Below are 24749 nucleotides of genomic sequence, written 5' to 3'. Positions count from 1 at the left end.
ATGCATCGATAAGTAACTCCCGTCTGGTCACGCCCTGCGCCGCTTCATGCGACGCAGGGCGCGGCAACGGTATTGGCCTTTCCTTCTGGAGCCATGCCATGACATCCTCATCTTCTTCCGGTTCTTCCGGCCCGGTGTTCGAAGACACCTCGCAGGATTTTCACAGTTTCCTCGCGGCGTATCGTGCGGCATTCCCCAACGATGTATTGACCGTGCGCGAGCCCGTGAGCGCCGACCAGGACCCTACTGCGCTGGTGTGGGCGCTGGCCGCGCAGGATCGTCATCCGATCGTCGTGTGCGATCAGGTGAGCGGGCTCGGAGCGCCACTCGTCACCAACCTGTTCGCATCGCGCGAGCGCGTGGGTCGCATGCTCGGCGGCGTATCGCCTGCGGGAATCCATGCCGAGTATCAGGCGCGCAGCCGACGCGCGATGCCGCCGCGCGTCCTCGAATCCGGCGCGGTGACATCCATCGTGCAGGAACAGGTCGATCTCACAACGCTGCCGACGATCCGCCATTTCGCATCGGATCGCGGGCCCTACATCACCAATGCGATCCTGATTGCCGAAGATCGTGAACTCGGCTTCGGCAATGCAAGCTATCACCGCTCGATGCTGCACTCGCCCAACGAGATTGCGACGAGCCTGCATTCGCGCGGCCATCTGTGGCGCATGTTCCAGCGTGCTGTCGAACAGGGGCGGCCGTTGCCGGTAGCGATGGTCATCGGTGCGCACCCGCTGTTCATGCTCGCCGGTGCGGCACGCCTGCCATACGGCGTAGACGAGCGCCACGTCGCGGGCGGACTGTTCGGTGCACCGCTCGACGTCGTGCGCACGCCGCGATACGGCATTGCAGTGCCGGCGCACGCGGAGTTCGTGCTCGAAGGTGTGCTCGATCCCACCGCGCGCGTGGAGGAAGGACCGTTCGGCGAGTTCACGGGTTACTCGTCGGATCGCTCGACCAACAACCTGTTCCGCGTGGAAACCGTGATGCGGCGCAGCGATGCGTGGCTCGTGGATGTGGTGGGTGGCAATTCGGCCGAGCATCTGAATCTCGGCCGCATTCCGCGCGAGTCGGAGATGGTCGAGAAGCTCAAGGAACGCTTCCCGTCCGTGACCGCCGTCCACTATCCCAGTTCGGGCACGCACTTCCATGCCTACGTGGCGCTGCGGCAATCGCGGCCCGGCGAAGCCCGGCAGGTGATGCTCGGGCTGCTTGGCTGGGACCCGTACCTGAAGACCGTAGTGGCCGTGGACGAGGATGTCGATATCACGCGCGACGAACAGGTGCTCTGGGCCATGGCCACACATCTGCAGCCGCATCTCGACGTAGTCGTAGTCGATGGCCTGCCCGGCAGCGCGCTCGATCCTTCCGCATCGGGTGCGGGCACCACATCGCGCATGGGACTCGATGCCACGCGCGGGCCAAACTTCGACGGCATCCGCGCGCAGATCGGCACGGACGCCATGGCACGCGCGGCGGCGTCGCTGGCCCGTATCGATCCGGGAAAACACTGACCCGGACGTTCGGAAACGTACACAAGTACGGCGCCCTGCGGCATTGATCGTCTAACCCGATCGAATCATCCGCTGCGCCCCATTTACCCCATGTCCGGCGGCTGGCATGCTGCCCCAAAGACAATACGCAGGTGGCGAGAGACGTGGCATAGACCACGGGGGGCGGCAACTGTGGCTCCTCCTCCGACCAACCATGCGGGGCAGTTCCGGCCTGGAAGACGAAGGAGACAGCATGACCCCCCAACACACCTCGCGCAATGTCGCTCCGGTGCATCCGGTCGATGAAGTCCTGCCCCCGCTACGCCTGGCCGCGCTCGGCCTTCAACATGTGCTCGTGATGTATGCGGGCGCCATCGCCGTGCCGCTCATCATCGGCGGCGCACTGCATCTTCCCAAGGACCAGATCGCGTTCCTGATTGCAGCGGACCTGTTCTGCTGCGGATTGGTGACGATGATCCAGAGCATCGGCGTCTGGAAGATCGGCATCCGCCTGCCCGTGATGATGGGCGTGACGTTCACAGCCATCGCACCGATCATCGCCACAGGATCGAATCCATCGCTCGGCCTGCCAGCCGTGTTCGGTGCGGTAATGGTCGCAGGCATCTTCACGCTGATCGCGGCGCCCTATGTCAGCAAGATGATCCGCTGGTTTCCGCCCGTGGTGACCGGCACGGTGGTGCTGGTCATCGGCATCTCGCTGATGCGCGTCGGCGTGAACTGGGCTGCGGGTGGCAATCCCACGCTCAGCACGCCCACCGGCCCGGTGCCGAATCCCGCATACGGATTGCCACTGCATATCGGCATCGCCACGGTCGTGCTGCTGACCGTGCTCGGCATGATCGCGTTCTTTCGCGGCTTTCTCTGCAATATCGCGGTGCTGATCGGCATTACGGTCGGGTTCGTCATCGCCGTGGCAATGGGCAAGGTCAGCTTCACCGGCGTGCATGCGGCAGACTGGGTGGCGTTGATCACCCCGTTCCACTTCGGCTGGCCGACTTTCGACCTGATGACGGCCGTTACGCTCTGTGTGGTGATGGTGGTCATCATGATCGAAGGCGTGGGGCAGTTCCTGGCGCTCGGAGAGATCGTCGAACGGCCCGTCACGCCCGACGATCTCGCACGCGGCCTGCGCGCCGATGGCGTGGGTGCGTTGGTGGGCGCGGTGTTCAACACGTTCACGTACACGTCGTATGCGCAGAATGTGGGACTTGTCCAGGTCACCGGCGTACGCAGCCGCTGGGTCTGCGCAGCGGCGGGCGGCATCCTCGTGGTGCTGGGCTGCCTGCCGAAGCTGGCGTTCTTTGCTGCATCTATTCCGACCTATGTGCTCGGCGGTGCGGCGCTGGTGATGTTCGGCATGGTGGCTGCCACGGGGGTACGCATTCTCGGGCACGTGGACTTTGTCGAGAACAAGAAGAACGCGTACATCGTGGCCGTGAGCATCGCACTCGGCATGATTCCGCTGGTGGCGGACAAGTTCTTTGCGCAGTTGCCCGAGCTTGCAGCGAAGTTCTGCCAGAACGGGATTCTGTTGGGGACGTTGAGTGCGGTGTTGTTGAATTTGTTGTTCAACGTGCGGGGGGAAAGCGCACCGCAGATGATGGGGAAGAAGATGGCTTGAGGTTGAACCCCTCTCGGTTTTCTCCCCTCTCCCATGCAATGGGAGAGGGGCGGGGGAGAGGGCGGGCGGTTCTGCTTGCCGATATCGCAGTTTGAACTGCTGGCCCTCTCCCCCGACCCCTCTCCCGCCTTGCGGGAGAGGGGAGCAACCGAGCGGGAAACTACGACCTCCCCATCTCCCCCCGATGTCGCATCAACAACTCCCTGAAGCTCTGCGCCGGCGGAGACAGCGATCTGTCCGCGTGCGTCAGTAATGAAATCTCGCGCGAGATCACCGGGTCTTGCGGCATCACCGTCACCAGTCCAAGCGACGACGTCAACCGCGTCACTGCAGTACTCATCACCGCAATCCCGAGTCCCGCATCGACCATGCCCACCATCGTCAGCGGCAGCGACACCTCATGCACGCGCGATAGCGTGATGTTGTGCGTGGCGAGCGCGGCGTCGAGGCAATCGCGAATCGGGTTGCCGCGATGGGGACCAATCACGGGCAGCTTCGCCACGTCTTCCCATTTCAATTCGCGGCGGCGCGCGAGCGGATGGCTCGGCGGCATCACGATGACGAATGCGTCGGACGAGAGTCGGTGCGCAAGGAGATCGGGCTGACCCTCGGGAATCGTGCCGATGCCGCAATCCACCGCGCCCGCGCTGACCATGCGCGGCACTTCATCCTCGGCCACGTCGTGCAGTTCCACCTTGACGCCCGGATGTCCCACGCTGAACTCGCGGATAAAGCGCGGCAGCATCAGCGCGGCCTGGATCGATGACGCGGCAATCGACACGCGTCCGCGTCCCAGCGTGCGCAGTTCGACGGAACTGTCGAGCACGCTGTCGATATCGGCAACGGCCTTGCGCACCATGGGCAGCAGTTCCGCGCCGGCCTGCGTGATCTGCATGAGCCGTGTATGGCGATCGAACAGCTTCAGACCCAGATGTGTTTCGAGTTCGTGGATCAATGCACTGATCGACGATTGCGACAAGTTCAGTTTTTCGGCGGCGCGCGTGAAGTGAAGTTCTTCGGCCACGGCGATGAAAGCGCGTAGCTGGCGCAGCGAAACGTTCAGGTTTGCGGGCATGTCTCCCCTGCTCTGTTGCTCTGTTGTATTGGCGATGGCAGTCGATTCAGAGGGTAACACGATCAATAAATCCGATTCCGGGCATTTACCGATGGGAGTCCACCAACCATCATCCAGGGACGGCCAAGCGTTCCTGGCATCGCCACTCGCGCACGGGCCAACGGCATTCCACAGGAGTGAAGATGAGAGCGTTTGAATACCTCGAACCCGCCACGCTGGCCGAAGCCTCTGCGCTGCTGCAGCGCTGCGGTGGCCGCGCCAGCGTACTGGCCGGCGGCACCGACCTGCTCGTGCAGATCAAGGAGTCGCATCGCCAGCCCGCACACGTCATCAACATCAAGAAGATTCCGGGCATGGATGTGCTGTCCTTCGATCCCGCCGAAGGATTGCGCATTGGCGCACTGGTGACCACGCGCGAAGTGGAAACCAGCTACGCCGTGCGCCGCCACTATGCGGGCCTGGCGCGCGCCGTGACGGACTTCGCATCGATCCAGGTGCGCAATCGCGCCACCGTCGTCGGCAACGTTTGCCGTGCGTCGCCTTCCGCCGATTCCCTCGCCCCGTTGATCGCCGACCGCGCCGAGGTGCATCTCTACGGCTTGCATGGCTCTCGGTCAATGCCCGTCGAGGCGTTCGTTACGGGACCCGGAAAGACCGCACTCGGCGTGGATGAACTGGTCTCGCGTATCACGATCCCCGCACCGGCGCCGCATACGGGCAAGGCTTATCTCAAGCACGGACGTCGCGTGCAGATGGAACTGGCGACTGTGGGTGTGGCGGTGTCGATCACCGTCGAGCGCGGCCACTGCACCGATGTTGGCATCGTGCTCGCAGCGGTGGGACCCAAGCCGCTCCGCGCGACAAAGGCGGAAGGCGTGTTGCGCGGACATTCGCTGAGCGATGCCCTGATTCTGCAAGCTGCACACGCTGCGATGGAGGATGCCCGTCCGATTACCGATGTGCGCGCAAGCGCCGAATACCGCCGCGAGATGGTGGGCGTGCTGACGCGCCGCGCCATCGCCCAGGCCCTGGAGATGCTCTGATGCGCAAATTGATTGCACTCGAAATCAACGGCGAGCCGATGGAAATCGCCGTGGAACCTCACAGCACGTTGCTCGATGCATTGCGCGACGACGCCGGACTCACTGGCACCAAGAAAGGTTGCGATGTGGGCGAATGCGGCTCCTGCACGATCCTCGTCAACGGCACGCCGATGAACAGTTGCCTGATGCTCGCGCCGGAAGCCCACGGTTGCAGCCTGACCACGATCGAAGGGGTTCAGGCAAGTCCCGACACCGTGCATCCCGTGCAGGAGCAGTTCATGCGCTGCGGCGCTGCACAGTGCGGATTCTGCACACCCGGCTTCGTCGTGGCGGCCAAGGCGTTGCTCGATGCCAACCCGCAACCGACGCGCGACGAAATTCGCTTTGCCATCGCCGGCAACATCTGCCGCTGCACCGGTTACACCAAGATCATCGAAGCCATCGAGCGCGCCGCCGCAGACATGGCAGGTTTGCCCATGACGGAGGTGACGCGATGACTCATGCCGTGATCGGACATAGCGTCAAACGCACGGACCTGCTCGACAAGGTCACCGGCAACGCGAAGTACGTGGCCGATATGCCGATGGCTGGCCTGCTGCACGCGAAGATGAAGCGTAGCAACGTAGCGCACGCACGCATCGTTCGCATCGACACCTCGGCTGCATTGGCGCTGCCCGGCGTCAAGGCCGTCCTCACGCACGAGAACGTGCCGCGCGTGCTGCATGCCGGCTCTCCACACCCGCGCTCGGCATCGGTGACATGCGATCAGTACATCCTCGACGACAAGGTGCGTTACTGGGGTGAAGGCGTGGCGGCCGTTGCGGCCATCAGCGAAGAGATTGCGGCGCGTGCCGTGGAACTGATCGAAGTCGAGTACGAACCGCTGCCCGCAGCATTCACGGTGGAAGACGCTGCCGCGCCCGGTGCGACGTTGATCCACGACCGCGAACCCGGTGGCAACCTCGTGCTGCCGCCGGTACGCATCGAACGTGGCGACGTGGAGCGCGGTTTTGCTGAAGCCGACTTCATCCTCGAAGGCGAATACGAAGGGGGCCGGCCCACGCCTGCGTATATGGAACCCAACGTGCTGACGTGCCGCTGGGATGGCAATGGCAACCTGACCGTGTGGATTTCCACGCAAACCGCCTTCATGGTGCGCGGCATCATGGCCGAAGTGCTGGGCCTGCCGCTGCACAAGGTGCGCGTACTGGTCGATCACATGGGCGGCGGCTTCGGCGCGAAGCAGGATCTGTTTCAGAGCGAGTTCCTCTGCGCGCTGCTGGCGCGCGAGACGCACCGCCCCGTGCGCATGGAATACACGCGTGAAGAAACCTTCACGGGCGGACGCACGCGTCATCCCGCAAAGATCTGGCTGCGCCAGGGCTTTCGCAACGATGGCACGATCACCGCGCGCGAAGCCAAGGTGGTGTTCAATTCCGGCGCCTACGGTTCGCATGGCCCCGGCGTGACGAACGTAGGCACGGCGGCGATGGTGTCGCTCTATCGGTGCGAGAACGTCCGGCTGGAAGGACGCTGCGTCTATACCAACAGCCCGATTGCCGGCGCCTTTCGCGGCTATGGCGTGGTGCAGACCTACTACGCGCTCGACATCCAGATGGACGAGGCCGCCGAACGTCTCGGCATCGATCCCGCCGAACTCAAGCTCAAGAATGCCGTGCGGGAAGGCGATATCGCACCGTCGAATCATCCGTTGATCGGACACGGTCTCGAAGCGTGCATCGAGAAAGGGATGGAGGTGGTCGACTGGAAGGCGGCTCGCGCGCGCACACTTCAGCAACAAGGCGTGATCCGGCGCGGATGGGGGATCGGCTGCGAAATGCACGGCAGCAGCGCGTATCCCGGCATCAAGGAGCAGGGCAACGCCATCGTCAAGATGAACGAGGATGGCACCGTGGTGCTGCTGACCGGTGCTGCCGGGCTTGGCACGGGCGCGCATACCGCGCTCGCACAGATCGTGGCAGAGGAACTGGCGATTCCTTTTGATACCGTCAGCGTGGTGCACGGCGATACCGACGTGGTGCCCTGGGACATCGGCGCATTCGCGAGCCACACCACCTATATGGTGGGCCGCGCGGCGCAGATGGCTGCCACGGAAATCAAGACGCAGTTGCTGGCGCGTGCAGCAAAGCAGATGGAGGCGGAGCCATCGCAGCTTGTTATCGACAACGGGTTGATTTCGGTGGTCGGCCGCGAGGGTCCGACGCTGACCGTGCGCGAGGCCGTGATGCCACGCAAGGGACTGCCTGCTGCGCAGTTTGTCGGCACCGCCACGTATCACCCAACCAAGTCATATTCGTTCGCGGCGCATTTCGCCGAGGTCGAAGTCGATACCGAGACGGGCTTCATCACCGTGAAGCAGGTGGTGCCCGTGCACGACATTGGCAAGGTCATCCATCCGGTAGCCGCAGCAGGACAGATCGAAGGCGGCATTCAACAGGGCATTGGCCATACGCTGTACGAGGACTATCAGATCGACATGCAGACGGGCCGCTCGCTCAACGCCAACTTTGTCGACTACAAGATGCCGCTGGCGATGGACATGCCCGAGATTCGCACTGTCCTGCTCGAAGCCGCGCCCGATCCGGGCGGCCCGTTCGGCGCGAAGGGCGTGGGCGAAGATCCGATTGTCGCCATTGGACCGGCCATCGCCAATGCCGTGTTCGATGCGATTGGCGTGCGCTTCCGCCACTACCCGATCAAGCCCGAGCAGGTATTGCAGGCGCTGGCTGCGAAACGTGCGGCGGAGGTTGCAGCATGAGCACCGCGCGCCGGGTCGTCGTCGCAATCACCGGCGCGAGCGGCGCGGTGTATGGCGTGCGATTGTTGCAGGCGCTGGCGATGAACGATGACTGCGAGACGCACCTGATCTGTTCATCGTCAGGACTACTGACCTTGCATCACGAACTCGGGATGCAACGCGCGGATGTCGAACGAATCGCCGGTGTCGTCCACAACGTGCGCGATATCGGCGCCAGCGTGGCCAGCGGATCGTTTCGCTGCGACGGCATGGTGATTGCGCCGTGTTCGATGCGCACGCTCGCCGCCGTGGCGACGGGCCTCGCAGACAACCTGATCGCACGCACCGCCGACGTCATGCTCAAGGAGCGCCGCAAGCTCGTGCTGCTGGCGCGCGAGACACCGTTGCACCTCGTACATCTGCGCAACATGACCACCGTGACCGAGATGGGCGCCATCGTCATGCCACCGGTGCCCGCGTTCTATACGCATCCCCAGCACGTTGACGACATCGTCAACCACACCGTGGGCCGTGTGCTCGACCTGTTCGGCATCGATCACGCGGGCCTTGTTTCACGATGGGCCGGCATGCGTGCCGCGCTCGCACCCCATACCAACGAAGAACTTATCCCGGAGACGACATGACCCACCACCATAAAGCCCTGCCGCCTGTTCCCGTCACGATCCTGACCGGCTTCCTCGGCGCCGGCAAGACCACGCTGCTGAACCACATCCTCACGGAGAAGCATGGGCACCGCATCGCCGTGATCGAGAACGAATTCGGTGAAGTCGATGTCGATTCGGATCTCGTCATGACATCCGACGAAGAGATCTACCAGATGACCAATGGGTGTATCTGCTGCGTGGTGGATGTGCGCACGGACCTCGTGCGCATCCTGCAGACGCTGCTGGAACGGCCCGAGCGCTTCGACCATATCCTGGTGGAAACCAGCGGACTGGCCGACCCGACACCGGTTGCCGCCACGTTCTTCATGGATAACGACGTGGCAAAGCAGGTCACGCTCGACGGCATCCTGACGCTGGTGGATGCGGTGCATATCGAAGACCATCTCGACGATCCGAAGCTGTCGGGTTTCGACAACCAGGCGGTGGACCAGATCGTCGCGGCGGATCGCATCATCCTGAACAAGTGCGACCTGGTGTCCGATGCACGGCTCGATGCGCTGACCACACGGTTGCATCATCTGAACGAAGGCGCGCAGATCGTGCGCTCCAACTATGCGCAGGTGGATCTGTCGCGCATTCTTGGTATCGGCGGCTTCACTCCGGGCCTGGCACAACTGCCTGATGACACGCATGACCATCATCACGGCCATGACCACGATGCCGATCACGTCTGCGATGAACTGTGCGATCACGCGCATGACGATGACGAGCATGCGCACCGGCATGATCCGTCGGTGTCATCGGTGTCGCTGGTCTTCGATGTGCCGTTTGACCGCCAGCGGCTGGAACACGCGTTGCGCGCGCTGCTGGCTGCACAAGGTGACGATGTGTTCCGCATGAAGGGCATCGTCGCCGTGCAGGACGATGAACAGCGCCACGTGCTGCAGGCCGTGCACCGGCTGATGGATTTTCACCCGGCGGATGCGTGGGGCAATCAGCCACGCGAAAGCAAGTTCGTCTTCATCGGCCGCAACCTGGATCGCGCCCGGCTGCAAACGCTGCTGCGCGTCTGCCAACCGGCGCAGGTAGCGGCGTAACGCAGGCTCTGGGAACCCATCGCGATACCGATGGGTGCTTGGCGCAGCCACGTTTTGTGTGGCTGCGCTTTTTTTGTTTGGCAGGGCATATCGACCGCTGTTGGTTTGCTCCCCTCTCCCATGCAATGGGAGAGGGGCTGGGGGAGAGGGCCGGAGGCTCTGCTTGCCAACCACGTCGCAATTTGCGTCGCTGGCCCTCTCCCCCGCCCCTCTCCCGCTCGCGGGAGAGGGGAGCACACCCACGGCAATTCAAACGCCGCGTCCCCGCAACGTTGCCGAAGGCAATTCCCCGAACGCCTTCCGATACTCCTTCGAGAACAGACTCAAATGCGTGAAGCCATGTCGCGCTGCAATCGTCGCCACCACGCCTGGTGTCGGCATGGCGCGTTGCAGCGCCGTGCGGGCGCCCTGCAGACGCAGCAGGCGCAGGTATTCCATCGGCGTGACGTCCTTGCTCTTGCGGAAGCCAAGCTGCAACGTGCGTTCGCAGACGCCGCAATGTTCGGCCAACGCCTGCAACGTCACGGGTTTATCGAGGTTTTCACGCAGATAGCGGATCGCGCAGCGCACATAGCCCGGCAGCGTCGGCAGGTATCCGCGTGGCAACAGGCTGCCGTCCTTGCCGAAATGGTCGATCAACAAACTGGACAGCACAATCTGTCCGATGGCCACATCGGCGGCTGGCGGGCCTGGACGATCCACGCGCATCGCGGCCTCGGCGCGCAGCCACGTCATCATCGCGTGCCAGCGGGCGGACAACTGCGTGTCCGACACCGGTTGCAAAGGAAAGACCAGCGGTGCCGGGGCATCGAAGTGAAAGCTCGCACGGAAGGCTTCCTCCAGCGTCTGCCGTCGCACTACCACGCTGAAGCGTTCGCAGTCCGCATCCAGATGCAGCCGCACGGCCAGCGATGGCGAGAACACCCACGTGTCGCCCGGTGTCATCTCCACCATCGCGCCATCCATCTCCACGCGGCAGCGGCCCGAGAGCACGGTCTGGATCACATACTCGTCCTTGCCCGGCTGCGGCTCCACCTCCATGGCGTGGTCGTAGCGCGTGGTGGCGAGCGTAAGCGGGCCGATGCGGCAGACCTGCAGCCGTACATCGGGGAAGTCGTTTTCGGTGCGCAGCCGTGTGGGGCCGAACACGCGCGCGGACAGCGCCTGCACGTGGTCGAGCGCGCGGGCGTGGCGGGCGGTGTTCAATCCTGGTGCAGCATGAGGCGTCATGGTGCAGCGCGCTTGAGCTTGGGGCGGGAACGGGTTCATCCTGGGAGCCATGCAGTTTCCGTGCAAGCTGTGGAAAACCCGCGCGCCTTCGCTTCCATGCGCCCGCTTGCGCAATGTTGCTACACGCGCCACGCCGGCCCCGCTACTTTGTCTGCACACCCCACGACAACTGGCAGGAGAGCCGCCATGACCACCCCCGTCCACCCCGTCGACCAGATCCTGCCCGCACGGGCCATGGTCTCGCTCGGCTTCCAGCACATGCTCGTCAGCTATCTCGGCGCGATTGCCGTGCCGATGATCGTGGCCGGCGCGCTCAAGATGACGCCTGCCGAGACCACATTGCTGATCAGTACCGCACTGTTCACCTCCGGCATTGCCACGCTGCTGCAGACCGTTGGCTTCTGGAAGTTCGGCGTGCGCCTGCCGCTGATGCAGGGCGTAGCGTTTGGATCGGTCGGGCCGGTCATCGCCATCGGCAGCGATCCGTCGCTCGGTTTCACCGGTGTCTGCGGTGCCGTGATCGGTGCCGGGATCGTGACGATGCTGCTGGCGCCGGTCATCGGACGACTCAAGCGATTCTTTCCGCCCGTGGTCAGCGGCTGCATCATCACTTCGGTGGGACTATCGCTGTTTCCCGTGGCCTACCAGTGGGCCGGCGGCGGACACGGCGTGAAAGACTTTGGTTCGCCGCTGTTCCTGATCGTGACGCTCGGCACCGTGGCGCTGATCCTCTTCTTCAACAGCCATGGCGGACACCTGCTGCGCAGTTTGGCCGTCCTGGTGGGATTGGCAATAGGCGGCGCGGCGGCGTGGATGCTCGGCATGGGCAATTTCGACGAAGTGGCGCGCGCACCTTGGTTCACCATGGTCACGCCTTTCGCGTTTGGCCTGCCCACGTTCAATGCGGGCGCCATCGCCACCATGGTGATCGTGATGGTCGTGCAGATGGTGGAATCGATGGGCCTGTTCGTCGCCATCGGCGATATCGTCAAGCGCCCGGTCAGCGAAGCGGAAGCCACCAACGGCCTGCGTGCCAACGGACTGGCCAGCGCCATCGGCGGCATGTTCGCGGCGTTTCCGTTCATCGCGTTCATGGAGAACGTGGGACTGGTGATCGTGACCGGCGTGCGCAGCCGCTGGGTAGTTGCCACATGCGGGCTCATGCTGTGCGCCGTGGCCTTGGTGCCGAAGATCGGCGCGCTGTTCTCGTCGATTCCTGCCGCAGCATTGGGCGGCGCCACGCTGGTGATGTTCGGCGTGGTCGTGGCAGCCGGCATCCGCACGCTCGGTCAGGTGGACTACGAGAACAAGCCCGCCAATATGAGCGTGGTAGCGCTGACGCTGGCCTGTGCGCTGATGCCCGTCATCATGCCGAACCTGCTGGCGAAGCTGCCGGCCGCGCTGCAACCGTTTGTGCATAGCAGCGTGATCATCGCCTGTGTGGTCTCCGTCGTCCTGAACCTGGTCCTCAACGGTATTCCCAAACGCGAAGAAGAAGACCATCACGCCGTGTCGGCCGAACCCGTGCGGGAGATCTGAACCATGACGACATCATCCAACCTGCTGATTCGCGGTGCCGCCGCTGTGATGACGGGTCGTGCCGGCGATGCCGCACGCGCCGGTGCCGTCGATATCCGCATTCGTGACGGACGCATTGCCGAACTCGCCGCCCATCTCGCACCGCAAGGCGACGAGACCGTGATCCATGCCGATGGCTGCGTGGTCTACCCTGGCTGGGTCAACACGCATCATCACCTGTTCCAGAACCTGCTCAAGGCCGTGCCCGCTGGCATGAATGCCGATCTGCAGGAGTGGCTCGCGAGCGTGCCGTATCCGCGCCTCGACCGTTTTACGCCAGATATCTTCCGCACGGCGGTACGGCTCGGCATGGCGGAGCTGCTGCTGTCGGGCACGACGACATGCGCGGATCATCATTACCTGTATCACCACGGTCACGGTGCCGAGACCGGCGATGTGCTGTTCGATGTGGCCGACGAGCTGGGCATGCGCATGGTGCTGTGCCGCGGTGGCAACGTGCAATCGAAGTCCAGTCATCCTGGCATGCGTGCCACGGCGCTGGTGCCGGAAACGCTCGATGAAATGCTCGGCGATATCGAGCGGCTCAAGTCGCGCTATCACGATGCCAGCGCCGATGCGCTGCGCCGCGTGGTAGTGGCGCCGACCACGCCCACGTTCTCGCTGCCGCCCTCGTTGCTGCGCGAGGTGGCATCGTTCGCGCGCGGCATGCAGTTGCGCCTGCATTCGCATCTGTCCGAGACGGACAACTACGTGAAGTTCTGCGCGGAAAATTTCCGCTGCACGCCCGTACAGTTCGTGGCCGATCATGACTGGCTCGGTCCCGATGTGTGGTTCGCGCACCTTGTTGCGGTGACGCCCGCCGAGATCCGCATGCTCGGCCAGACCGGCACGGGCATGGCGCACTGCCCGGTCAGCAACGCGCGGCTCGGTAGCGGTATCGCACCGGTGCGTGCCATGGTGGAAGCCGGCGTGCCGATGTCCATCGGCGTCGATGGCGTGGCCTCGAACGAATCGGGCAGCATGGTGCATGAAGCCAACTTCGCGTGGCTCGTGCATCGTGCGTTGGGCGGTGCAAAACAGACGCGCGTCGAAGAGGTCATTCACTGGGGCACGGCGGGCGGCGCGCAGGTGTTGGGGCTGCCCGGCGTCGGCACGCTGGCGCCCGGACAATCGGCGGACCTGGCGATCTACGATGTCAGCGGCCTGCGCTTTGCCGGCTTCCACGATATCGCCACGGCGCCCGTGGCGGCAGGCGAGCCCACGCCGGTGCGCGATGTCTTCGTGCGCGGGCGCCACGTCGTGCAGGACGGCGCAGTGGTCGGCCTCGACATCGAACGCCTGCGCCGCGATGCAGCACATGCGCTGACGGCCCTGCTGCCGTAGCGTTGTGGGACGGATTCTGATGGTGTGTCTTCTGACGTTGACAGCCATCAAAACGCTCATGGACCGCTGACCTAGACTGGCTGAGTCCCCGACGCCTCGCTGCGCGTCGGGGCCTGTTTCTTCATCCGTCTGAAGTCTGAAGGAGGCGCCATGGCAGTCATGCAAGCGGCCGTTTTTGTGGAACCCGGCAAGATCGCGTTACGCGAGAAGCCCATTCCCGCGGTGGGTCCCACCGATGCGCTGATCCGCATCACCACTACCACGATTTGCGGCACCGACGTCCACATTCTCAAGGGCGAGTATCCGGTGCAACCGGGCCTGACCATCGGCCACGAACCCGTTGGCATCATTGAAAAACTCGGCAGCGGTGTGCAGGGATATCGCGAAGGGCAGCGCGTGATTGCCGGTGCCATCTGTCCGAGCTTCTATTCCTACGCTTGCCAGGACGGCTGTTCGTCGCAGGACGGCCAGGGCCATGCGCACGGCTACAAGCCGATGGGCGGCTGGCGCTTTGGCAACACCATCGACGGCACGCAGGCAGAGTACGTACTGGTGCCCGATGCGCAGGCCAACCTCGCGCCCATTCCAGACGGCCTCAGCGACGAACAAGTGCTGATGTGTCCCGACATCATGTCCACGGGCTTCTCCGGCGCAGAACACGCCAACATCAAGATTGGCGATATCGTGGCCGTTTTCGCGCAGGGACCGATCGGCCTGTGCGCCACGGCTGGCGCGCGGCTACGCGGTGCATCGATGATCATCGCCGTCGATGGCATCGGTGACCGTCTGACCATCGCCCGCCAGATGGGTGCCGATGTGACGCTGAATTATCGCGAGGTCGATGTCGTCCAGGAAATCCTGCGGCTCACCGGTGGACGTGGTGTGGACGCATCGATCGAGGCACTGGGTACGCAATCCACTTTCGAGTCCGCACTGCGCGTGCTCAAGCCCGGCGGTACGCTGTCGAGCCTCGGCGTGTATTCCAGCGACCTGCGCATTCCGCTCGATGCCTTCTCCGCCGGGCTGGGCGATCACCGCATCGTGACCTCGCTGTGTCCCGGCGGCAAGGAGCGCATGCGGCGTCTCATGAACGTCATCGAAACCGAACGGATCGATCTCTCCCCGATGGTGACCCATCGATTCCGGCTGGCCGAGATCGAGACGGCCTACGACCTGTTCTCCCATCAACGCGATGGCGTGCTGAAGGTGGCGATTACCCCCTGACCATGAATCGGACCGTGCCGGCGCCGGTTGGCCGTTACGTAACGCGTAACGCGTCTACCTGCCAAAAAGCACGGTCCCATCAGCCTTTGCGGCCCACGCACCCATGGAACGCTTCTTGCCCCTTGTCTGATGACGGACACATGAAACAACAACATAAGAAGTAGAAACTGGGGAGCGCTGCCATGAGGGCTGCCGTCTTGGAGGCTCGGCCACTGGTCGGGATCGGAATTCAACGGGTCTTGCACAGGATCGTCGATATCGAAGCATCGAGCGTGGTCTCGCCGCAATTGGGCGGCGCGAGTTCACTGCGGTCCATCGAACTGCTGATCGTCGGGGAACTGCCACAGGGTTACAGCCCCGCCATGCTGGAGCTACTCAGCTCGGCATCCGCCGTGCGATGCGTACTCTACATGGGGCCAGCGGGCGAAGTGCAATGGATGCCGCCGCGCGAGGTGCCCCCGCTGCTCTCGTGGCTGCCCGAGCATGCCTCGCCAGAGGCCATCGAACACACGGTGCGCACGCTGATCGCATCGCTGCGCGCGGCGGGATCGGCAAACTGTCACGACATCTCCGCATCCGGTGCGGTGTTGCTGATCGATGGAGCAGCGAATGGACGGGCCGGGCATGCCGCCAGCTTTTCCGATGATCACGCGGGCGGCTCCGCAGCTGCCGAACCTATCGTCATCGATCCCAGCCTGTTTGCCACGCCGTTTGCCACGCCGATCGACCGGTCCATGCTGGTTGGCGTATCCGAATGCGTTACCGAGGCGCGCCTGCTCAATCTGACCCAGCGGCAATACGATGTGCTGGTGCTGTTGTCGAAGGGGCTGTCGATCAAGCTCATCAGCCGGCGGCTGCATATCTCGGTGCCTACCGTGAAAAGCCACACGCTGCAGATCTATCGCAGGCTTGCAGCGAGCAACAAGACCGAAGCCGTGTTTGTAGCGCGCGAGAAAGGCGCGCGGCTTGTTGCGGTATCGGGTGCGTCGTCAGGCAGCGATATCGAGGGCGTGGCGGCATAGCGATTGATGCGTTAGCGGCGCCATTGTCCTGCCCTGCAGTACCGCACTGTCATCGTGCTGCCGTTCCGCGCCAGACGGTGCGGCTATCGCACATTGCATCGACTGACCGGGGGCTGACCCCGACTACGACGGCAAATCTCCTCACCGATAATCGCTTAGGCCGATGCCATCGGCCCAGGAGCCCCAACAACAAGCGGGCTGAAGAATGATCAGTGGAAGGAGATGCAGTGAGCAGTAGCAAGCGTAGTACCGTGCGTCGCGCGCGCGGGATGGCCGTGGCCATCGCTTCCGTTTTCGCAGCAGTGGCCGTGTTCGGCCCGCAGGCAGTGGCCGCCGAAGCGTGGCCCGCCAAGCCGATCAAGGTCATCGTGCCGTACACGCCGGGTGGTTCCACCGATACCGTGTCGCGCGTGGTGTTCGAGCGCGTATCGCAAAGCCTGGGCCAGCCCATCATCATCGAGAACAAACCCGGTGCCAACAGCACGCTGGGCGTTGGCGTGGCTGCGCGCTCGGCGCCCGATGGCTACACCTTCGTATCGGTGCTGGCGGCGTATAGCGCCAACATGTCGCTCTATTCCAAGCTGAGCTACAAGCCGTCGGATCTCGCGCCTGTTGCCGAAATGGCCGAGCTGCCGCTGTTCCTCTTCGCCAGCAAGAAGCTGCCTGTGAAGACCGTGGGTGAACTGGTGGACTATGGCAGGAAGCATCCCGACACCCTGACGTTTGGCTCCAGCGGCGTAGGCAGTTCGGCCCACCTGACCGGCGAGCGCCTGTCGATGGAGTCGAAGGTCAAGATGACGCATGTGCCGTACAACGGCAGCGCACCGATCCTGCCCGCGCTGGTGTCCGGCGAGGTATCCGTCGCGTTCGATCCGCTGCTCGTGCCGATGCCGCACGTGAAGTCCGGCAAGATCAACGCACTGGCCGTGGCCTCGGCCAAGCGCTGGCCAGGTGAGCCCAACATCCCGACGATGGAAGAAGCCGGCTTTCCAGGCTTCGTCATGAGTTCGTGGACCGGCCTGATGGCACCCGCCGGCACCCCTCAGCCCATCGTCGATCGCATGGCCAAGGAAATCGCCGCCGCCACACGCAGTGCCGACGTGGCAAAGAAGCTGACGGAACTTGGCTTCATTCCCGTGGGCAGCACGCCCGACGAGTTCCGCAAGCTGATCGAGCGCGATACCACGCGCTACGCGCAGATCGTCAAGGCGGGCAAGATCACGCTCGATTGATTTCTTGCTTGCGCTGCCATGCGGCATACAGGTCAGGCTGGCCCGCCAGCCTGACCGGCACATACGCAATCCGCATCGACTGTTCCGCGAACGGTTTCGCAAGGTCCGCATAGATGGCCGCCGTGGACAGACCAAACGGCTCGCCATCGTCATTCGAATAGGCGTACGCCACTTCGACCACTCCTGCCATGCGCATCGCCGCCATGCACATCGGGCAAGGGTTGCCACTGGCGTACACCGCGCATCCTGCAAGGCTGGCACTGCCCAGCGCCTGGCTGGCGGCCCGGATGGCATTGAGTTCGGCGTGCGAAGTGGGATCGTTGGTCGCCAGGATCTCGTTGACCCCGGTAGCCACCACCTTGCCATCGCGCACGATCACGGCACCGAACGGTCGTCCGCCCTGTTCCATGTTGGCCTGGGCAAGCGCGATGGCCTGCCGCAGAAAGTGTTCGGTTTGGGTCATGGTGGGCTCTCCAAAATAAAAATCCGTGGAATCGCACGGATTTTCCTCTCTATTTGCCCGTTGGATACAAAATCCGTGGGATCGCACGGATTTTGCGAAGGTCGTCCCAGCCCATTTCCGTTCACGCCCTACGCACGTAGAATCAACCTCGAGCACCTCGACCAGACAGGTGCCGGATTCAGATTGGAGACATTGTTGATGCCCCTGCGCAAGACTCTCGCTGCATTGCTGCTGGCTGCTGCCGGCACCGTGCAAGCCGCGTACCCCGACCGTCCCATCAAGCTGATCGTTCCCTTCCCGCCTGGACAAGCGACTGACATCTTTGCCCGCGCGCTGGCGGAGAAACTCGGCAAGCAGCTTGGACAATCCATCGTTGTCGAGAACCGTGCCGGTGCAGGCAGCAACATCGGCATGGAAATCGCGGCGAAGGCACCGGCCGATGGCTACACGCTGGTCATGGCCGGCAGTGCGATGGCGATCAACCAGACGCTCTACAAGAAGATCAACTACGACCCGCTGCACGATTTCGCGCCGGTCTCCGGTGTGTTCTCGGTGCCGCTGGTATTCCTGGCCACGCCGCAGTCCGGATACAAGTCGCTGCATGAACTGATTGCCAAGGCCAAGGCGTCGCCGGGCAAGATCAGCTATGCGAGCGCCGGCATTGGCGGCACGCAGCACCTCTCCGCTGAAATGCTGAAGGCGCAGGCGGGCATCTTCATGGTTCACATCCCGTACAAGGGCAGTGGCCCCGCGCAAGCGGATTTCCTCGGCAACCAGATTCCGCTGATGGTCGATTCCGTCACCGCCGCCATGCCGCTCATCCAGTCGAACAAGGCGATACCGCTCGCGGTGACCACGGCGAAGCGCGTGCCGCAGTTGCAGAGCGTGCCGACGGTACGTGAAGAAGGCGTGCCGGGCTTCGAGGCATTGGGATGGGCGATCCTGATGGCGCCGGCGGATACCCCCGCGAACACGGTCGCGCTGCTCAACCGGGAAACCGTGAAGGCGCTCCAGTCGCCCGAGCTTGCGAAGTTCATCACCGATCGTGGCTCCGAGCCAATGCCGATGACGCCGGCCGAGACCGGCAAATTCGTCGAGAGCGAGATCCGTAAATGGGCCACCGTGGTGAAGCGTTCCGGTGCCACCGCAGATTGAATTTCCACGCAACAAGACCAAAACGATGAGGACAAGAATGAGAAAGCCCCTCGCCACCTGCCTGACGTTGTGCGCGACTGCCACCATTGCAATCACGCTGACCGGCGCAGCCCACGCTGCCACCCTCGCCCCCGAAGCGGCGCAGCAGCAATCGCAGGCGAGCTATCGCGAGTATCTGGATCTGCTGGGCATTCCGAATGACTCGGTGGTGCCTGCGGATATCCAGCGCAACGTGGCATGGCTCGATCAGGCGTTCAAGAAGCGTGGCTTCACCACGCAGGCGTTGGACAACGAAGGCAAGCCGATGTTGTTCGCCGAGTATCCGGGCAAGCAGGCATCGCGCAAGACCGTGCTGTTCTACATGCATCTGGACGGTCAGCCGGTCATCCCCGCGCAGTGGGCACAGAAGAGTCCGTGGACGCCAGTGCTGAAGAAGAAGGGCGCCAACGGCGAGTGGGAAGAGATCGACATGAACAACCTGCTCACGGGTACGCTGGACCCAGAGTGGCGCGTGTTCGGTCGTTCCTCGTCCGATGACAAGGGACCGATCATGATGTTGCTGGCGGCCATCGATGCGATGAAGGCGGCGGGTACGCAGCCCGGCGTGAACATCAAGGTGATTCTCGATAGCGAGGAAGAAAAGGGCTCGCCCTCCATCGGCAAGGTAATGCAGGCCCATCGCGACCTGCTGGCCTGCGACGGCATGATCATCCACGATGGTCCGATGCATGCCACCAATCGCCCGACGCTGATTTTCGGGAACCGTGGTGCGGCCAAGGCGAAGATCACCGTGTATGGTCCGAAGGCGCCATTGCACAGCGGCCACTATGGCAACTACGCGCCGAACCCTGCTTTTCGGCTGGCGAGCCTGCTCGGTTCGATGAAGGATGAGAGCGGTCGCGTGACCATCCCCGGCTACTACGCCAAGGTCCGCCTCGGCCCTGCGGAGCGCAAGGTCATGGCGGCGGTGCCCGATGACGAGAAAGCGCTGAAAACGCGTATCGGTATTGCGAAGGCCGAGAAGGTCGGCGCCAATTACCAGGAGGCGCTGCAGTACCCGTCGCTGAACGTGCGAGGCATGGCATCTGCCGCCGTGGGTGACAAGGTTGCCAATATCGTGCCGGACAAGGCCGAGGCCGAACTGGACCTGCGCACCACGCCGGACTCCGACGCGGCATACCTCGGCAAGCTGATCGAGCAATACATCGTCAAGCAGGGTTATCACCTCGTCAAAGGCACGCCGACCGACGAGGACCGTGCGCGCTATGACAAGCTCGCCAGCTTCTCGTATCAGAGCGAAGGTGCGAACGCTGCCGGCTCGCCGATGGATTCCGGTGTCGCGAAATGGGCGTACCAGAGCATCACCGGCACGTTCGGCACCAACCCCGAGCCTGTCCGCATCCGCATGATGGGTGGTACCGTGCCGACCGCTGAAATCGTGGATGTGCTCAACGTGCCGTTCGTGATCATTCCGCTGGTCAATGCCGATAACAACCAGCATGCGGCGAACGAGAATCTCCGGATGGGCAACTACGTCAACGGCGTGCGTACACTCTACGGCCTGATGACGGCGTCGTTCTGAAGCCTGCTGCGCCCGCCTCGCATGGTCTAAGCTGATAGCAGCGCACGGCTTCCGCTGGGAGCCGTGCGTCCCGTGAAGGACGTAGTGCCATGTATCGCTTATCCATGTGTGTCGTGGCCTTGCTGGCCACGATGGGCCCGGCCCTGGCGGCCGAGCCCTCTCGTGACGTGTTGTCCGTCACCTTCGTCAAACCCGACACCTATCAGGACGCCTCGCGGCGCTATGGCTACGGCAGCGACCCGCAAGTGCTCGACGCAATTCGCCAGCACCTGCAGAAGCTGGCAGATCGCGGCTTGCCGTCCGGCTACTCGCTGTCGATCGATGTGCTCGATATCGATCTCGCGGGCTATATCGAGTGGCGCACCGCCAGCCAGGTGCGCGTGATCCGCGATGCCACGTGGCCGCGCATGACGCTGCACTATGCGCTCAGACATGGCGACCAGACCATCGTCGACCAGCAGGAGCGCATCAACAACATGAACTTCCACTGGGGCATCAATACCTACGGCTACAGTGATCCGCTGCGCTACGAAAAAGCGATGCTCGACGACTGGTTCGAACGATCCATCGCGCGACGCATACAGGAGTAGCGACGAAGCCGCGGTGGATCAACCGCTGGCCGTCAGTTTCCGCGTTCCACGCCGTTCCACGATGGCGCCGGACGCTGCGGCATGCACGATGCGGCGGAATGTCGGACATTCCATATGACTCGGCGCAGGACATGCCGCGGCGTGCCGCAATCCGTCGCGTAGCACCACAAGCCTGCGGATCGTACGGTCGAGTTCGTCGGCCTTGCCGGCAAGCAGCGTCCGGTCTATCTCCACCTGTCCGTGGCTGGCCAGCATGCCGGCGATCTCGTCGAGCGAGAAGCCGCAGGCTTGCCCAAGCGCGATCAGCGCCAGCCGTTCGAGCACGTCGGCATGGAATTGCCGGCGCAACCCCCTGCGTCCCGAGGGCGCGATCAGTCCCTTTTCCTCATAGAAGCGTAATGTGGAGGCCGGCACGCCGGATTGCCGCGCTACCTCGCCGATATCGAGCTGCATGTGCCGCTGTCCCCCCCTTGACCTCAAGCTGACTTGAACGCGCACAGTGTAGCTTTCCGCCAGTTCACAAGGAACGCACATCATGGACAATCAGCCTCGCGCGAACATCGATCAGGACACGCTCTGGAACGGTACCGGCGGCCACGCCTGGGTCAGGAACCAGGCGACGCTGGACCGCATGTTCGCGGGATTCGAGCCTGTCCTGCTTGCGCCGGTAGCCGCCGGCACCGCGCAGCGGGTGCTCGATATCGGCTGCGGCACGGGTGCCGTGACCCTTGCTGCGGCGCGCAAGATGGGCGGCGCCGGGCATTGCACAGGGGCCGACCTTTCCACGCCGATGCTCGATCTGGCGCGCACCCGCGCGGAGCGCGAAGGCATCCACGCCCGATTCTTGCGGGCGGATGCGCAGACATACCCCTTCGATGCGGCAGGCTTCGACGTGATCGTGTCGCGCTTCGGCGTGATGTTCTTCGACGATCCCGTTGCGGCATTCGCCAACCTGCGGCGCGCCGTGCGCACGGATGGCGTGCTGCGCGCCGTTGCATGGCGCAGCCCCGCCGAGAATCCATTCATGACCATCGCCGAGCGCACCGCAGAGCCACTACTGCCGCCCGTGCCGCCCCGGGCACCCGATGCGCCCGGGCAGTTCGGTTTCGCCAACGCGCAGCGCGTGGCCACGATCCTTGCCGAAGCGGGCTGGCAGGACATCGACATCGCGCCGATCGATGTCGCGTGCACGCTGACGGAAGGGCAACTGATCGACTACATCGGCTGGCTGGGGAGTGTCGGGCAACGCCTGCTATCCGCCGATGCCGCCACGCGGACGCGGGTGATCGAGACCGTTCGCGCGGCGTTCGAACCCTTCGTCGATGGGAACGACGTGCGCTTTACGGCAGCGTGCTGGCAAATCGATGCGCGCGCTGGACACCGATCGATCCCGGTGTCGGCACCGCGATGACACCGTGTTGATCGCATGTCGGCGACAGGCCAACACGTCCAGCCGTTTTCAGTCCCGACACTGGCCGGGGACGCGCCATCGGCATCACTTTGTGGCCCGCACGCCAACTGGTACGACTTCTGCGATATGGCAAGGGAACGCCCCCTACGCGTTCTGTGTTTTTCCTTGCTACTGTCCATCGGAGTCCTGTCATGCAACGCAGATTCACCACGTTTGTTCTCACCACCATCACCCTCGCCACCGCACTGATCGCAGGCGCCGCCCAGGCATCGGGACCGCGCGACAGCACGCACGCCGGCGACAAGTACGGCTACAGCTTCCGCGCGGAAACCCGCGACGTCTACAGCGACGGCGCGCGCAGCGGCCGCTTCGATACGTTCAGCGAAGGCGCACGCGACGTGACACCAGCCACCACGCGCGACCGCGACTCGGACCGTTCGCTGTCGGGTCTCGATCGCCGGGGCGTTTCTTCGGAGCCATCGCGTCAGTTCGATGTCTACACGGACGGCGCGCTGGCCTGAGCGGTGAACACATCGCGGGCCGGGCCTGGAAAAGCCTGGTCTGCGATGTGTCATGCGAGCGGATCGGTGTTTACGCGGGTTTTGCCACACAGCGCTTGCATGGGGAGGGTGGTTTGCTTTTAGACTGAACGCAACCGCGCAGCGAAGGCGCAGCTGTTTTATCAGCCAATCCTCCACCAGCGAGCGAAGAGCCATGTCGATTCCCCACCTTGCTTCCGGCCAGACCGCCAGCGTATTGCCGCTGGGCGCGAATCTCAAGAACACCCCCACCACCGCGTTGTTCAAGGCACCGCACATGGAAGTGTGCCGGCTCGTGATGCTCGCGGGCAAACAGTTGCCGCCGCATGCCGTGGCCGGCCCGCTCACCATCCAGTGCATCGAGGGCGAGGTGGAAGTCGAACTCGATGGCAATTCGCAGCGGCTGCATCAGGGCGATCTGATCTATCTCGCCGGCAACGTCAGGCACGACCTCAAGGCGATTACCGATGCAACGGTGCTGCTGACCATCGTGCTGCTAGGCAACGGCGGCTAGACCGCCGCTGTCTCCGGCTTACTGTACGGGGGTAGGCGCCGCAGCCATGACGCGGCTGGCCTGGCTGACCTTGCGCTCGGCCAGCAGCTTCTTGATGGCTGCCTCGGTCTCGTCGTAGCGTCCTTCGCCATAGTGCTGGTAGACGATGCGGCCATTCGCGTCCACGAGGTAGAGCGCAGGCCAGTACTGGTTGTGATACGCCGCCCACGTGCCGTAGTCATTGTCTTGCGCCACGGGGTACTTGATGCCGTACTCCTTCAGCGCCTGCTCCACATTGGCCGTCGATTTCTCGAACGGGAATTCCGGCGTGTGGACACCCACGACCACCAGCCCCTGGTCCTTGTATTTGTCATACCACTGCTTCACATGCGGCAGCGTGTTCACGCAGTTGCCGCAGGCGTATGTCCAGAAATCCACAAGCACCACCTTGCCCTTGAGTCCTTCCATCGTCAGCGGCGGCGAGTTGAGCCAATGCGTGATGTTCGTGAATGCAGGGGCCGGACCCTGATCGCCGGTGCGCGGGCTCGATGCAAAGGCACCTGCAGCGAAGTTGTAGAGGATGGCAATGCAGACGGCTGCAAACAGGGCGGGAACAAGGGTACGGCGCATGATGGGGCCTTTCGTGAAGATGCCCGCCGGCATGCCATGCATTGGCCTGCCAGCGGGCGAATCGCGAGATCAGGCGATCTCGAATTCGATATGGATATTGCCGGTGAGCGCCTTGGAGTACGGGCAGGTGCCGTGTGCCGTTTCCACCAGCTTCTGCGCCACGTCGGACGCCACGCCCGGCAGGTTCACGCGCAGGCGGGCCTGTAGCAGGTAGGCGTCGGCCGTCATGCCGAGGTCGATCTCGGCGTCGACGGACAGGTCCGCCGGCAGCTTCACTTCATGCTTGACCGCAGCCTTGTTCAGCGCCCCGATGAAGCAGGCCGACCAGCCGGCAGCCAGCAGTTGCTCGGGGTTCGTGCCCATACCCCGGCTGCCCGGCGACGACAGCGCGATATCGAGCTTGCCGTCATCGCTGAACGCCTTGCCATCACGGCCACCCGAGGTGGTGTGGACGCGGCCGGTGTAGAGGACTTTTTCGATGCGGATCATGGTGGTTTCTCCTTTTTGGTGGTTGTGCTG

General features: G+C 63.6%; 24 protein-coding genes. 18 read left to right on the top strand and 6 right to left on the bottom strand.

Going from position 1 to position 24749, the window contains the following annotated elements; all coding sequences use genetic code 11:
* Positions 1-98 precede the first annotated feature (98 nt).
* Both GA566_RS26025 and GA566_RS26020 read left to right on the top strand, forming a co-directional pair.
* Entirely contained in the window at positions 99-1517 is a 1419-nt protein-coding gene (locus GA566_RS26025) for a UbiD family decarboxylase (RefSeq protein ID WP_160474438.1), read from the top strand.
* A gap of 232 nt (positions 1518-1749) precedes the next feature.
* Complete coding sequence (locus GA566_RS26020; protein ID WP_160474437.1) at positions 1750-3138, top strand: nucleobase:cation symporter-2 family protein; 1389 nt, start codon at positions 1750-1752, stop codon at positions 3136-3138.
* Between the two features lie 160 nt (positions 3139-3298).
* Here GA566_RS26020 and GA566_RS26015 read toward each other — a convergent pair whose 3' ends face one another.
* A complete protein-coding gene (locus GA566_RS26015) occupies positions 3299-4213 on the bottom strand; it encodes a LysR family transcriptional regulator (protein ID WP_160474436.1) in 915 nt (304 codons plus the stop codon).
* A 182-nt stretch (positions 4214-4395) separates the two neighbouring features.
* Here GA566_RS26015 and GA566_RS26010 point away from each other — a divergent pair, with 182 nt between their 5' ends.
* The 5 genes from GA566_RS26010 to GA566_RS25990 are packed head-to-tail and all read left to right on the top strand — an operon-like array spanning position 4396 to position 9737.
* Complete coding sequence (locus tag GA566_RS26010) at positions 4396-5256, top strand: xanthine dehydrogenase family protein subunit M (RefSeq protein ID WP_160474435.1); 861 nt, start codon at positions 4396-4398, stop codon at positions 5254-5256.
* Entirely contained in the window at positions 5256-5753 is a 498-nt protein-coding gene (locus GA566_RS26005; protein ID WP_160474434.1) for a (2Fe-2S)-binding protein, read from the top strand. Before GA566_RS26010 ends, GA566_RS26005 begins: the two co-directional genes overlap by 1 nt.
* Positions 5750-8035 (top strand): xanthine dehydrogenase family protein molybdopterin-binding subunit, encoded by a 2286-nt coding sequence (locus GA566_RS26000; RefSeq protein WP_160474433.1) that lies wholly within the window; start codon positions 5750-5752, stop codon positions 8033-8035. The genes GA566_RS26005 and GA566_RS26000 overlap by 4 nt, the downstream gene beginning before the upstream one ends.
* Positions 8032-8658, top strand: coding sequence for a UbiX family flavin prenyltransferase (locus tag GA566_RS25995; RefSeq protein WP_160474432.1), 627 nt, complete (start codon positions 8032-8034; stop codon positions 8656-8658). Before GA566_RS26000 ends, GA566_RS25995 begins: the two co-directional genes overlap by 4 nt.
* Positions 8655-9737, top strand: coding sequence for a GTP-binding protein (locus GA566_RS25990; protein ID WP_160474431.1), 1083 nt, complete (start codon positions 8655-8657; stop codon positions 9735-9737). Before GA566_RS25995 ends, GA566_RS25990 begins: the two co-directional genes overlap by 4 nt.
* A 249-nt stretch (positions 9738-9986) precedes the next feature.
* On the opposite strand, the gene GA566_RS25985 is transcribed toward GA566_RS25990, so the two are convergent.
* Positions 9987-11018 (bottom strand): AraC family transcriptional regulator, encoded by a 1032-nt coding sequence (locus GA566_RS25985; protein ID WP_237380670.1) that lies wholly within the window; start codon positions 11016-11018, stop codon positions 9987-9989.
* A gap of 135 nt (positions 11019-11153) precedes the next feature.
* Here GA566_RS25985 and GA566_RS25980 point away from each other — a divergent pair, with 135 nt between their 5' ends.
* The 5 genes from GA566_RS25980 to GA566_RS25960 all read left to right on the top strand — a co-directional run bounded on the left by GA566_RS25980 (position 11154) and on the right by GA566_RS25960 (position 17367).
* Positions 11154-12506, top strand: a complete 1353-nt coding sequence (locus GA566_RS25980; RefSeq protein ID WP_160474430.1) for a nucleobase:cation symporter-2 family protein — start codon at positions 11154-11156, stop codon at positions 12504-12506.
* A 3-nt stretch (positions 12507-12509) separates the two neighbouring features.
* Positions 12510-13889 carry an amidohydrolase family protein gene (locus GA566_RS25975; RefSeq protein ID WP_160474429.1) on the top strand — a complete coding sequence of 460 codons (1380 nt, stop codon included), beginning with the start codon at positions 12510-12512 and terminating at the stop codon, positions 13887-13889.
* A gap of 150 nt (positions 13890-14039) precedes the next feature.
* The gene (locus GA566_RS25970; protein ID WP_160474428.1) at positions 14040-15113 is read left to right on the top strand and encodes an NAD(P)-dependent alcohol dehydrogenase; all 1074 of its coding nucleotides are present in this window, start codon (positions 14040-14042) and stop codon (positions 15111-15113) included.
* Between the two features lie 239 nt (positions 15114-15352).
* Positions 15353-16135 carry a LuxR C-terminal-related transcriptional regulator gene (locus tag GA566_RS33385; RefSeq protein ID WP_237380668.1) on the top strand — a complete coding sequence of 261 codons (783 nt, stop codon included), beginning with the start codon at positions 15353-15355 and terminating at the stop codon, positions 16133-16135.
* 269 nt (positions 16136-16404) lie between these two features.
* The gene (locus GA566_RS25960; protein ID WP_137928306.1) at positions 16405-17367 is read left to right on the top strand and encodes a tripartite tricarboxylate transporter substrate binding protein; all 963 of its coding nucleotides are present in this window, start codon (positions 16405-16407) and stop codon (positions 17365-17367) included.
* Here GA566_RS25960 and GA566_RS25955 read toward each other — a convergent pair.
* Positions 17354-17830, bottom strand: coding sequence for a nucleoside deaminase (locus tag GA566_RS25955; RefSeq protein ID WP_160474427.1), 477 nt, complete (start codon positions 17828-17830; stop codon positions 17354-17356). The two genes, GA566_RS25960 and GA566_RS25955, sit on opposite strands and share 14 nt — an antisense overlap.
* A 198-nt stretch (positions 17831-18028) precedes the next feature.
* Here GA566_RS25955 and GA566_RS25950 point away from each other — a divergent pair, with 198 nt between their 5' ends.
* The 3 genes from GA566_RS25950 to GA566_RS25940 all read left to right on the top strand — a co-directional run bounded on the left by GA566_RS25950 (position 18029) and on the right by GA566_RS25940 (position 21157).
* Positions 18029-18985 carry a tripartite tricarboxylate transporter substrate binding protein gene (locus GA566_RS25950; protein ID WP_160474426.1) on the top strand — a complete coding sequence of 319 codons (957 nt, stop codon included), beginning with the start codon at positions 18029-18031 and terminating at the stop codon, positions 18983-18985.
* A gap of 37 nt (positions 18986-19022) precedes the next feature.
* Positions 19023-20567 carry a M20/M25/M40 family metallo-hydrolase gene (locus GA566_RS25945; protein WP_237380665.1) on the top strand — a complete coding sequence of 515 codons (1545 nt, stop codon included), beginning with the start codon at positions 19023-19025 and terminating at the stop codon, positions 20565-20567.
* An 89-nt stretch (positions 20568-20656) separates the two neighbouring features.
* On the top strand, positions 20657-21157 hold the full coding sequence (locus GA566_RS25940; RefSeq protein WP_137928299.1) for a DUF3016 domain-containing protein: 501 nt from the start codon (positions 20657-20659) through the stop codon (positions 21155-21157).
* Between the two features lie 18 nt (positions 21158-21175).
* Here the strand turns inward: GA566_RS25940 and GA566_RS25935 are convergent, their stop codons facing one another.
* The gene (locus tag GA566_RS25935; RefSeq protein ID WP_137928298.1) at positions 21176-21610 is read right to left on the bottom strand and encodes a helix-turn-helix domain-containing protein; all 435 of its coding nucleotides are present in this window, start codon (positions 21608-21610) and stop codon (positions 21176-21178) included.
* 82 nt (positions 21611-21692) lie between these two features.
* On the opposite strand from GA566_RS25935, the gene GA566_RS25930 reads away from it, so the two are divergent.
* From GA566_RS25930 to GA566_RS25920, 3 genes are all read left to right on the top strand, one after another.
* Positions 21693-22568 (top strand): class I SAM-dependent methyltransferase, encoded by an 876-nt coding sequence (locus tag GA566_RS25930; RefSeq protein ID WP_160474424.1) that lies wholly within the window; start codon positions 21693-21695, stop codon positions 22566-22568.
* A gap of 191 nt (positions 22569-22759) precedes the next feature.
* Positions 22760-23089: a hypothetical protein gene (locus GA566_RS25925; RefSeq protein WP_160474423.1), complete on the top strand. Its 330-nt coding sequence runs from the start codon at positions 22760-22762 to the stop codon at positions 23087-23089.
* A 193-nt stretch (positions 23090-23282) separates the two neighbouring features.
* Entirely contained in the window at positions 23283-23621 is a 339-nt protein-coding gene (locus tag GA566_RS25920) for a cupin domain-containing protein (protein ID WP_137928295.1), read from the top strand.
* An 18-nt stretch (positions 23622-23639) separates the two neighbouring features.
* Here the strand turns inward: GA566_RS25920 and GA566_RS25915 are convergent, their stop codons facing one another.
* Together GA566_RS25915 and GA566_RS25910 are read right to left on the bottom strand one after the other, a co-directional pair.
* Positions 23640-24230, bottom strand: a complete 591-nt coding sequence (locus GA566_RS25915; protein ID WP_137928294.1) for a thioredoxin family protein — start codon at positions 24228-24230, stop codon at positions 23640-23642.
* Positions 24231-24299: 69 nt separating this feature from the next.
* Positions 24300-24719: an organic hydroperoxide resistance protein gene (locus GA566_RS25910; RefSeq protein WP_137928293.1), complete on the bottom strand. Its 420-nt coding sequence runs from the start codon at positions 24717-24719 to the stop codon at positions 24300-24302.
* Positions 24720-24749 lie beyond the last annotated feature (30 nt).

Origin of the sequence: Cupriavidus sp. SW-Y-13 (genome assembly GCF_009793345.1) — a bacterium.
GTDB lineage: Bacteria > Pseudomonadota > Gammaproteobacteria > Burkholderiales > Burkholderiaceae > Cupriavidus.
Note: the sequence above shows the minus strand (reverse complement) of the source record. Positions and strands in the feature narration are given on the sequence as shown.

Excerpts from the sequence above, each read along its gene's own strand:
- GA566_RS25920 (WP_137928295.1), top strand. The coding sequence starts at position 23,283 with ATGTCGATTCCCCACCTTGCTTCCGGCCAGACCGCCAGCGTATTGCCG.
- GA566_RS26010 (WP_160474435.1), top strand. The coding sequence starts at position 4,396 with ATGAGAGCGTTTGAATACCTCGAACCCGCCACGCTGGCCGAAGCCTCT.
- GA566_RS25990 (WP_160474431.1), top strand. The coding sequence starts at position 8,655 with ATGACCCACCACCATAAAGCCCTGCCGCCTGTTCCCGTCACGATCCTG.
- GA566_RS25940 (WP_137928299.1), top strand. The coding sequence starts at position 20,657 with ATGTATCGCTTATCCATGTGTGTCGTGGCCTTGCTGGCCACGATGGGC.
- GA566_RS25980 (WP_160474430.1), top strand. The coding sequence starts at position 11,154 with ATGACCACCCCCGTCCACCCCGTCGACCAGATCCTGCCCGCACGGGCC.
- GA566_RS25995 (WP_160474432.1), top strand. The coding sequence starts at position 8,032 with ATGAGCACCGCGCGCCGGGTCGTCGTCGCAATCACCGGCGCGAGCGGC.
- GA566_RS26025 (WP_160474438.1), top strand. The coding sequence starts at position 99 with ATGACATCCTCATCTTCTTCCGGTTCTTCCGGCCCGGTGTTCGAAGAC.
- GA566_RS25955 (WP_160474427.1), bottom strand. The coding sequence starts at position 17,830 with ATGACCCAAACCGAACACTTTCTGCGGCAGGCCATCGCGCTTGCCCAG.
- GA566_RS26015 (WP_160474436.1), bottom strand. The coding sequence starts at position 4,213 with ATGCCCGCAAACCTGAACGTTTCGCTGCGCCAGCTACGCGCTTTCATC.
- GA566_RS26005 (WP_160474434.1), top strand. The coding sequence starts at position 5,256 with ATGCGCAAATTGATTGCACTCGAAATCAACGGCGAGCCGATGGAAATC.
- GA566_RS25950 (WP_160474426.1), top strand. The coding sequence starts at position 18,029 with ATGCCCCTGCGCAAGACTCTCGCTGCATTGCTGCTGGCTGCTGCCGGC.
- GA566_RS25970 (WP_160474428.1), top strand. The coding sequence starts at position 14,040 with ATGGCAGTCATGCAAGCGGCCGTTTTTGTGGAACCCGGCAAGATCGCG.
- GA566_RS25975 (WP_160474429.1), top strand. The coding sequence starts at position 12,510 with ATGACGACATCATCCAACCTGCTGATTCGCGGTGCCGCCGCTGTGATG.
- GA566_RS26000 (WP_160474433.1), top strand. The coding sequence starts at position 5,750 with ATGACTCATGCCGTGATCGGACATAGCGTCAAACGCACGGACCTGCTC.
- GA566_RS26020 (WP_160474437.1), top strand. The coding sequence starts at position 1,750 with ATGACCCCCCAACACACCTCGCGCAATGTCGCTCCGGTGCATCCGGTC.
- GA566_RS25945 (WP_237380665.1), top strand. The coding sequence starts at position 19,023 with ATGAGAAAGCCCCTCGCCACCTGCCTGACGTTGTGCGCGACTGCCACC.
- GA566_RS25930 (WP_160474424.1), top strand. The coding sequence starts at position 21,693 with ATGGACAATCAGCCTCGCGCGAACATCGATCAGGACACGCTCTGGAAC.
- GA566_RS25925 (WP_160474423.1), top strand. The coding sequence starts at position 22,760 with ATGCAACGCAGATTCACCACGTTTGTTCTCACCACCATCACCCTCGCC.
- GA566_RS25935 (WP_137928298.1), bottom strand. The coding sequence starts at position 21,610 with ATGCAGCTCGATATCGGCGAGGTAGCGCGGCAATCCGGCGTGCCGGCC.
- GA566_RS25960 (WP_137928306.1), top strand. The coding sequence starts at position 16,405 with ATGGCCGTGGCCATCGCTTCCGTTTTCGCAGCAGTGGCCGTGTTCGGC.
- GA566_RS25915 (WP_137928294.1), bottom strand. The coding sequence starts at position 24,230 with ATGCGCCGTACCCTTGTTCCCGCCCTGTTTGCAGCCGTCTGCATTGCC.
- GA566_RS25985 (WP_237380670.1), bottom strand. The coding sequence starts at position 11,018 with ATGGCTCCCAGGATGAACCCGTTCCCGCCCCAAGCTCAAGCGCGCTGC.
- GA566_RS25910 (WP_137928293.1), bottom strand. The coding sequence starts at position 24,719 with ATGATCCGCATCGAAAAAGTCCTCTACACCGGCCGCGTCCACACCACC.